Raw genomic sequence first — 9,130 nt, forward strand, 5'->3', positions numbered from 1 at the left:
GCACCTTTAATTAGGGCGTGCTGTCGTTTCGTGATTGATTTTGCAGCAGACTGTTTGGTATTTAGGCAATGCAGAGCCTATGTAGTGTGGTTGTTCCCCCTAAATAGGCAATAACGCAGCATAGATGCCAAACATGCGCGGCCCTATGGGTTCTTTCTAGGGACGATTATTAGTCCGAGATTTGTAACCAAGCCATCGCCCAGCTTTTACCGACCCCAGGTTCAAACATTAATTTTTCATCACCACTGGCACGGCAAAACTCATTAAATGGCCATGGCTTGCACTGATAAATTTTTCCCGTTTTTGGCTGTAATACTCTTGTACCCGCATTATAAATATCGCTATTTTCTGGGTAAATGTAATCGTAAGCATCGGAAGTTTTAACTTTACGCTCATCACATTTTGCAATGCAGTGAAAGTCGACACTAGCTTTACAAATGCCACTGCTTTGCAACGCAAAAATCTCATTATGACGATAACCTACAACAAGCCCTTGCTCTGTCATTTGCCCTGCGCTTACAAGTGGAATATGCACGTTAATGTACTCAGCAACTAAACGTGGCCACGCATGAGATTCACCTTGCTCAAGTGAGGTGATTTTATAATCGAACGACAAACTGACTAGCTCTCCTTGCATGTCATAAAAGGTTACACTCACCACATCACCAATAAATAATTGGGTATGATGACTTAAGCAACCTATTGTCGACCACTTTCCACAAGCCAACGACGTATGCATAAACACAGCAACACCTTAAAAAACCAAAATTGAATCTATGGCTATATGGATACACAAAAAATACACTAAAAACAAGTTATACGATGGTTCATAGCTTATTAATAGTAAACTTAAGCTTTCATATCATCACTAATACTTACTTTTTATAAGTAATATCATTATTAGAGCATACAAAAAGGCCAACTCATTGAGCTGGCTTTTTGATGTGTATCTTTTGCATTCAAGACATAGAGTTTTTAATCGTCGTCTTTTTGAAAATCATTCTAAAGAAGCGCTTAAACATTTCACCTATATCGCTCAATATTATATATAAGCATGGCACTAATATAAGAGTGATTAAGGTGGCAAACATCACTGCAAAGCCAAGAGCTACAGCCATAGGTATAACAAACTTAGCTTGTAAGCTTGTTTCAAACATAATGGGCAATACACCTGCAAATGTAGTGATTGAAGTAAGTAATATCGGTCTGAATCGAGCACAACCGGCATCTATTACAGCATTTTTGATACTGACACCTGTTTTGCGGGCTTGATTCACGTAATCAGTCATGACGAGAGAGTCGTTTATAACCACCCCAGCTGCGGCAATAATACCAAAGCCAGACATTAAAGTTATATCCAAACCAAACCAGTAATGCCCCCATATTGCTCCCGTTAAGCTAAATGGAATAACCGACATAACAATAAGTGGTTGCGCATAACTCTTAAGAGGTACTGCTAATAAGATATACACCAAAATCATACCACCGAAGAAAAACATCTTCTGCTGATTAGCTTGATCTTGTTGCTCTTCAATGGCGCCACCAAGTTCAGACTTAACACTTGGGTACTCTTCTTTAAGTTGTGGTAGTAATTTTTCTTTAATTTGCTCAACAACTTCGTTTGGTTCAATCAATTCTTCATCTATGTTTCCATAAACATACACAGTGCGGTAACCCCCTTCGCGGCGAATATAACTAATACCCGGTGTTTCAGTGAGTTCAACTACATCGCCAAGCAGTACTTCACGGCCCTGCGGGGTAGTAACAACCGCATGTTTAAGTGACGAAAATGCCTCTCGAGTCAGTTTAGGGTAACGTACCATGACACGCACCTCTTCGCCGTTTCGGATGACACGTTGAGCCTCACCACCGTAAAAGCTTGCCCCAACTTGATTAGCAATAGAAGCCAAGTCTAAACCCAAATCGTAAGCGACCGGTTTTAAACTCATTTGCACTTCTTTACTGGCAGGGTCTATTGTTGAGCTAATATCAAACAGGCCTTCTTGCTGTTGCAGCAATTCTATAAAGCGGCGACCAGCATCATTCAATGTATCAATATCTGAGCCATATAATAAATAACCAAATTCGCCATCACTACCTCCTCCGTTTACATCATCATAAATGGTTAATGATTTAACACCGGCAATATCTGGCATGGCTTCGCGCCAACGGCGTGATAATTCAAACGCGTTATAAGGTCGTACTCTCTCATCAACGAGTGGCACAAGCACTTGGGCTTCGGTGCGCCCTTGGTTATAGACTAAAATATCTCTTATGAGTTTTTGACCATATTTGCGTTCAGTATCTTCATCAATCGCAATCACCATCGCCTCTATTTCACGAATAGCATTTATTGTTTGTATGTCTGATACATTGTCATTCATTTCTAGATTTATTTGCGGGTAGTCATGCGGAATTTTTGGCATAAACCCAGTACGAACTTGATTTGATGAGATTAAAGCAAAGGTTACGATCAATAGGGCGATAAATGAAAATAATACTGACCAACGCCATTCAACACAACGTACAACAAAGCGCTTATATGGGCCATTTACAAAACCAAAAAATCGCGTATTAAACCGATCGCGCCAGCCCCCCTCTTTTATTGGTGAAAAATGAGTGTGGGCAATATGGGCAGGCAATATCAACTTTGATTCAATCAAACTAAATACCAAACACAGCATTACCACCACAGCTATACCATAAAAGAAGGCACTTTCTGGACCTGTAGATAACGTAAATGGAGCAAATACTGCAATGGTAGTTAGTACACCAAAAGTTGCGGGGGTTGCTACGCGTTTTGCGCCATTAACCACATTCACAACACCGCCACCTTTTTTCTCTATTTCGGTGTAGGCACTTTCGCCTATGACAATGGCATCGTCCACCACAATCCCTAGCACCATAATAAAAGCAAAAAGTGATAAAATATTAATGGTTACACCAAACAGTGGCATCATCATCATTGCGCCCAAAAAGCACACTGGTAAACCAATCATTACCCATAATGCCAACTTAAAGCGTAAAAAGATTGATAGCATAATTGCAACCAAAACAGCACCCTGAATAAGGTTTGTAACCATCATGTCTAAACGAGCATTTAAGTAGTACGTCATATCCATTAATGGCTCTAAACGAACCCCCAGCGGTAGCTCTTTATTTTTTAATTCTATAAATGCTTTTACTGAATCAGCAACTGGGATAATACTTTGCTCTTCGGTCGCTTTAACCGATATATAAACCGCATTTTCACCATTAAATTTAAAGTAACGCTCACCCTCAGTGAACTGATCTTTAATCACGGCAATATCTTGCAGTAACACTTTAGCGCCATTAGCCCCTATTTTTACCGGTATTTGTCTAAATTCTTCACCTGAGTAAAACTGATTTTCGACTCGTACAGAAATAACACCCGCATCGGTTTTTAACTGCCCTGCCGAAAAGTTAGCTGAGTAACGACGCACTGCATTCACTACATCACTAAGGGTTAGGTTATATTGACGCAGCGTATCGGGTTCTATCTCGATAGCTATTTCATCAAGAGGAACATCATTTACCACCAAAGATACATTTGAAAGCTGTAATAGCTCATCTTCAATCTGATTAGCGATCGGCTTAAGCTCAGTAAGTGGTAGGTCAGCAACAAGCGTCATACCTATTACATCTTGCTTAAACTCCACCTGACTTATGGTGACCGGCTCCATACCAGCAGGAAATGTCGCTATACCATCAACCCGTAACTTAACTTTATCGAGTATATCGGTAAGCTCTACATCGGTATTAATTTCAAGACTTGCTCTACCGCCATTTCTAAATGCCCTGTACACACCTTTTTTAATTTCGGTCACATCTTTTAGCGACTCTTCAATTTTTATAAGTATGCTTTCTTCAATTTCTTGTGGTGAAGCGCCTGGGTAATTGGCTTCAATATTAATGTAATTAATTTCTATATTTGGGAACATTTGACGCTGAAGGTTAAGAAAGCTAATAATCCCCATCACCACAATAAAAATCATCATTAGGTTGGCAGCAACGGAGTTATTGGCAAAATAAGCAATAATACCGGTTTGTTTTTCAGCGTTTGGCGCTGTATTTGGTAGTTCAGTGTTACTCATAACTCAGTCTACCTTTATAATTGTTCAGTGGAGGCACTTTCAAGTACCTCTGTTTTTTTAGTATTTTGAAGGCCTGCAATTTTTACAGCCATGCCTTTTTGCGGGTATTCTGGCAAAGTGATCACTAACTTATCATCTTTTTGCAAACCATCGCTAATATAAAAATATTCACCTTCTTCACGAATAACTGTGACTTTGCGCGGCTCAAGCTGTTGTTCTTGATTAACAATCCACACTGTTTGATTATTTACTAACTCTTGCGGTAAGCGGTAAATATTATTTAGCATCGCACCAGCAAAGTTCACCTGTACGTAACTGCCAAACTTAATGGCTGGTTGTTTAGTTTTAAGCCCATATGGGTCTTCAATACGCACCACTAAGCTACTCATACGTGTTGCGTTATCAATAATTCCTAAATCACGGTCAATCACGCCTTCTCGAGTAAAGCTATTTAACCCTTTTTGAATAACCGTTGCGGTAATGCCTTTTATGCGCTCTGGTAAAAATATGCTATCAAAACCTGCTATAGGAATAATGACTTCAGCGGTTTCAATATTGTTTAGCTCAGCAACTTGCGAACCCATTGTTACATATTGACCAACACCAACATTGCGGCTGATAACCAACGCATCGTAAGGGGCTGTCACGTCACAATTATCTAAATCACGTTGCGCGCGTTTTAATGCAGCTTGTGCCGACTTAACGGATGCCTGCGCACTGAGTACTTGAGGTTTACGTAAGAATAAATCAGTTCGTGCTTTACTAGGAAAACGCTTTGCTTCGTCTTCGGCTACTTGCGCTTGAGCTTGCTCTTCAATTAAGCCCGCTTGTGCGCGAGCAAGATCAGCCTCTGCAACAAGCACTGCTGCTTCGTAGTTATCTTTCTCGATGGTAAATAGCGTTTCACCGCGCGCAACAATGCCACCAGCTACAAAATTAGGGTGCCAACTTAACACCTCACCCGACACTTGCGCCGAAAGCTGTGTATTTTCAAGCGGCTTTACTTCACCATAACTGTTAATAATAACTTGATGATCATTTGCAGCAACAGCCTCAACCTGCACTGTTGGGCGCGTATCAACGATTTCTTTTTTTTCTGATTCTTGTGCAAGGGCATTTATTCCCATGAAACCAACGACCCCTATCGCAAGTGCTACGAACGGGAAGACCCATTTAAGTGAATTTGTTTGCATATTCTATTTATCCCTAAAGTTCTATTAGCACCATAATATCAGAGGCAAACAAAACATTAAGGTGACATTTGTAAGCAACTGTTGCAAATACACACAAAATATTACTATTTATGTCTTTAAGAAGTGAAAAAACTGCAATTCGTCTCATTATTTATATTTTGTTACAAACTTTTATACATGTAAATCAATGAACTACCTATTAACAAGTAAATTTCATCGCGAAGATGTGCTAAATAAAATTAATTTACGTACAGTCCAATTAAATTAACAAATATTAAAAAGATCAAATAATGAAATTAACCACAATTACTCTTGCACTTAGTCTAGCGCTTAGTGGCCATGCATTTGCTGCCGAAAAGAAAGAAGACAAAAAACCAAAAACACTTAGTGAAATGATCAAAGGACAAACCGAATTTGCGGGCGTATTTAACCTTTATCAAGACGAAAAAACCGGTGAACACCTAATGGTAATTAGCGAGTCACAACTCGATACACCATTTGTGTATTTTGCGCACACCGTTGATGGAGTTACTGATGCAGGTCATTTCCGTGGGGCATACCGTGAAACTAAGCTAATTGAATTTAGAAAGTACTTTGACCGCATTGATATTATTAGCAAAACACCTCGATATAAGTTTGATGAAAACAGTGCTATTTCTAAAGCAAGCGAGGCCAATATTAGTGAAGCGGTACTAGCAAGCATTAAAATAGAAAAAGAAGAAGATGGAAAAATAGCATTTAATGTAAATCAGCTATTTTTAAGCGAAGCACTTCACAAAGTATCGCCTACGCCAAACCCAGCCGATAAAAATGCCAAAAAGCGCTTTAAAGTAGGTAAATTAGACGATAAAAAATCACGTATTATTAAACAGCGCCCTTACCCTAATAACTTAGACGTAGTAGTTGATTACGTATTTACTAATGCAAGCCCTACTGTACGTGGCTCTAATGCAGTAAGCGATCCACGTAGTGTATCGGTAAAAGTGCAGCACTCATTTGTTTCTCTACCTGAGAATAACTACGTGCCACGTATGGATGATGCGCGCATTGGTTATTTTACCAACCAATTCGATCAAATGACGTCTACCGATTGGGCACCTTATGAAGATATTATAAAGCGCTGGGATTTACAAAAGAAAGACCCTAGTGCAGCCCTTTCAGAGCCAGTAAAACCAATTACTTGGTGGATAGAAAACACCACACCTATTGAATGGCGCGATACCATTCGTGACGCTGTTTTAACGTGGAATACTTCTTTTGAAAAAGCCGGTTTTAAACATGCGCTGGAAGTAAAAGTACAACCAGACGATGCAGATTGGGATGCGGGCGATATTAATTACAACGTACTGCGTTGGACTTCGTCACCTAAGCCTCCATTTGGCGGATACGGACCAGCACTTGCTAACCCATTAACTGGTGAAATACTGGGCTCAGACATTATGCTTGAGTTCGTGTTTATGAAAAACCGTTGGATTTACGACACACTTTTCAGCCAAGGTACAATGAGCCACGGCGAAACAATGAGTACCGGCGAGTTGAATTGCTCTCTTGGGCATGAAATTCAACAAAACCTAATGCTTGCCAAAGGCCTTGCAAACGGCGACAAAATTGCAGAAAAAGAAATGCTTCGCCAAGGTTTAACACAATTGGTACTTCACGAGGTTGGTCATACCTTAGGTCTTAACCACAACATGAAATCATCTATTTTGTGGGATGAAAAAGAAGTACACGATAAAAACAAAACCCAAGGTATAGTAACCGGTTCTGTAATGGATTATGCACCCGCTAACATTGCCCCAATTGGTATGCAGCAAGGTGATATTTTTCAAACAAAACCAGGTCCTTACGATGATTGGGCAATTAATTACGGTTATAGCGTAGCACTTGCAGATAAAGCAGCTGAACAAGCTCGGCTTGATAAAATACTTGCGCGTTCAAGTGAGCACGCTCTTGCCTTTGGTAACGATGCCGACGATATGCGCGCACCAGGTCGCCATATTGATCCACGTGTAATGATTGGTGATTTGTCATCAAATCCTGCAGCTTATGGCGCAGATCGTATGGCGCTAATTAATAAACTATTTACTGAGTTAAAAGATAAAGCAACAGTTAAAGGTGAGTCTTACCAACAGCTTGTCACCTCTGCTAATAGCTTATTTGGTCAATACCGAGCTCAAGCAGGTGTTGTTTCTCGCCAGATTGGCGGTGTGTATGTTGAGCGCGCTGTAGTGGGTGATGCAAATGCAGATAAACCATTTACGCCAGTATCGCTTGAGCGCCAAACACAAGCGATGGATATACTAGCCAAATTTGTATTTGCCCCTGACGTGCTACAAAACATGCAACCTCTATACAGCTACCTACAACTACAACGTCGTGGCTTTAATCACTACGGTAAAAATGAAGACCCTAAAGCACACCAAATGATTTTAGGTATGCAGAAATCTGTACTTGCACAGCTATTACACCCAGCGGTATTACTGCGTATTTCTGACACCGCTCTATACGGTAATGAATATAGCCTAACTCAGTTTATGCAAGATTTAACAGCCAGCATCTTTGTGAAAAGCAAAGACGCAAACTCTATTAGCCACAACTTACAAATTGAGTATGTTAATCAGCTAATCGCGATTGCAGGCCTTGGTAAAGCAAGTAAATTTGATAACCTAGCTAAAACCGCTGCGTTATATCAGCTAACTAAAATAGCCGACACCAGTGTTGCGTGGGGATCAGATACAGCGACTAAAGCACATAAAAAATATATTGACCGCTTAATTGCAAAAGCATTAGAAGCGTAAAATATCTCGAATAATTGAGTAAACCAAGGCCACGTTTAACGTGGCCTTTTTTATGACAAAAAATGAAAACTAAATATAAATAATGCCTTTTAAATACCTTACGGCATGTCCCGTTAAGGTGACGGTTGTATCACCCACTTCACATAGTAAATGCCCGCCTCTGCTTGAAGCCTGATAAGCGCTTAACGTAGTTTTACCCAATTGCTGCGCCCAATAAGGTGCAAGACCAGTATGGATTGAACCCGTTACATAATCTTCATCACCACCGCTTGCAGGCCAAAAATAACGAGATATAAAATCATATTCTGTACTTTTAGCTGTCGCCACCACGTCTAACGGGTATAAGGTTTTGAGTAAATTAGAGTCTGTTTTAAGGTTAATGACATCTTGCTCATTTTTATACACCACAAAATAAGCCTGCTGATTTTTTAACACCTTGAAAGGTTGTATAGACAAGCTATTAAATAACTCTTTAGGTATATTATCAGCCTCACTCGGTACTTGCTTCGGAAAGGTCATTGCAAAGCTGCCGTCAACATTTTTATTAACGATTAGCTCGCCTACTGCATCGGCAATAAAGCGGATTTTCGATACATTATGCTCTTCACATAAAACATACGCCGCAGCGAGTGTGGCATGGCCACAAAAGTCTATTTCCATTAATGGAGAAAACCAGCGAATAACAAAACTTCCATCATCTTGCTGACAAGTAAAAGCCGTTTCAGATACGTTATTCTCAGCACCAATTTTTAGCATTAGATCGTCACTTAACCACGATTCTAATGGGATCACTGCCGCGTAGTTACCTTTAAATAACTCATTCGCAAACGCATCAATTTGATGAATAGTTAATTGCATTGTTGAAACTTTATAATGATTAAGAGCTTAAAACTACCACAGCTTAACTAAATTAATCTAAACTCTGGGTAATAAATCTATCTCCAGCTATTATCAGCGCTAACTACGTTGAATTTACTTGCAATAGGCTAGCTATTGACGCGTAAATTCGCCTTGTTTTAAGTAA

At 39.9% G+C, this 9,130-nt stretch carries 5 protein-coding genes; 1 reads left to right on the forward strand and 4 read right to left on the reverse strand.

Features of this window, described 5'->3' with window-relative positions:
* Positions 1-169: 169 nt before the first annotated feature.
* The 3 genes from CWB66_RS14895 to CWB66_RS14905 all read right to left on the reverse strand — a co-directional run bounded on the left by CWB66_RS14895 (position 170) and on the right by CWB66_RS14905 (position 5,308).
* Positions 170-739, reverse strand: a complete 570-nt coding sequence (locus CWB66_RS14895) for a chitin-binding protein (RefSeq protein WP_138585976.1) — start codon at positions 737-739, stop codon at positions 170-172.
* Positions 740-959: 220 nt separating this feature from the next.
* Positions 960-4,115: an efflux RND transporter permease subunit gene (locus CWB66_RS14900; RefSeq protein WP_138585972.1), complete on the reverse strand. Its 3,156-nt coding sequence runs from the start codon at positions 4,113-4,115 to the stop codon at positions 960-962.
* A gap of 14 nt (positions 4,116-4,129) precedes the next feature.
* Positions 4,130-5,308: an efflux RND transporter periplasmic adaptor subunit gene (locus tag CWB66_RS14905; RefSeq protein WP_138585973.1), complete on the reverse strand. Its 1,179-nt coding sequence runs from the start codon at positions 5,306-5,308 to the stop codon at positions 4,130-4,132.
* A gap of 290 nt (positions 5,309-5,598) precedes the next feature.
* On the opposite strand from CWB66_RS14905, the gene CWB66_RS14910 reads away from it, so the two are divergent.
* Positions 5,599-8,106 carry a zinc-dependent metalloprotease gene (locus CWB66_RS14910; protein WP_138585974.1) on the forward strand — a complete coding sequence of 836 codons (2,508 nt, stop codon included), beginning with the start codon at positions 5,599-5,601 and terminating at the stop codon, positions 8,104-8,106.
* A 69-nt stretch (positions 8,107-8,175) separates the two neighbouring features.
* Here CWB66_RS14910 and CWB66_RS14915 read toward each other — a convergent pair whose 3' ends face one another.
* On the reverse strand, positions 8,176-8,964 hold the full coding sequence (locus CWB66_RS14915; protein WP_138585975.1) for a PhzF family phenazine biosynthesis protein: 789 nt from the start codon (positions 8,962-8,964) through the stop codon (positions 8,176-8,178).
* Positions 8,965-9,130 lie beyond the last annotated feature (166 nt).

The sequence above is a fragment of the Pseudoalteromonas sp. S558 genome, from assembly GCF_005886635.1.
Lineage (GTDB): Bacteria > Pseudomonadota > Gammaproteobacteria > Enterobacterales > Alteromonadaceae > Pseudoalteromonas > Pseudoalteromonas aliena.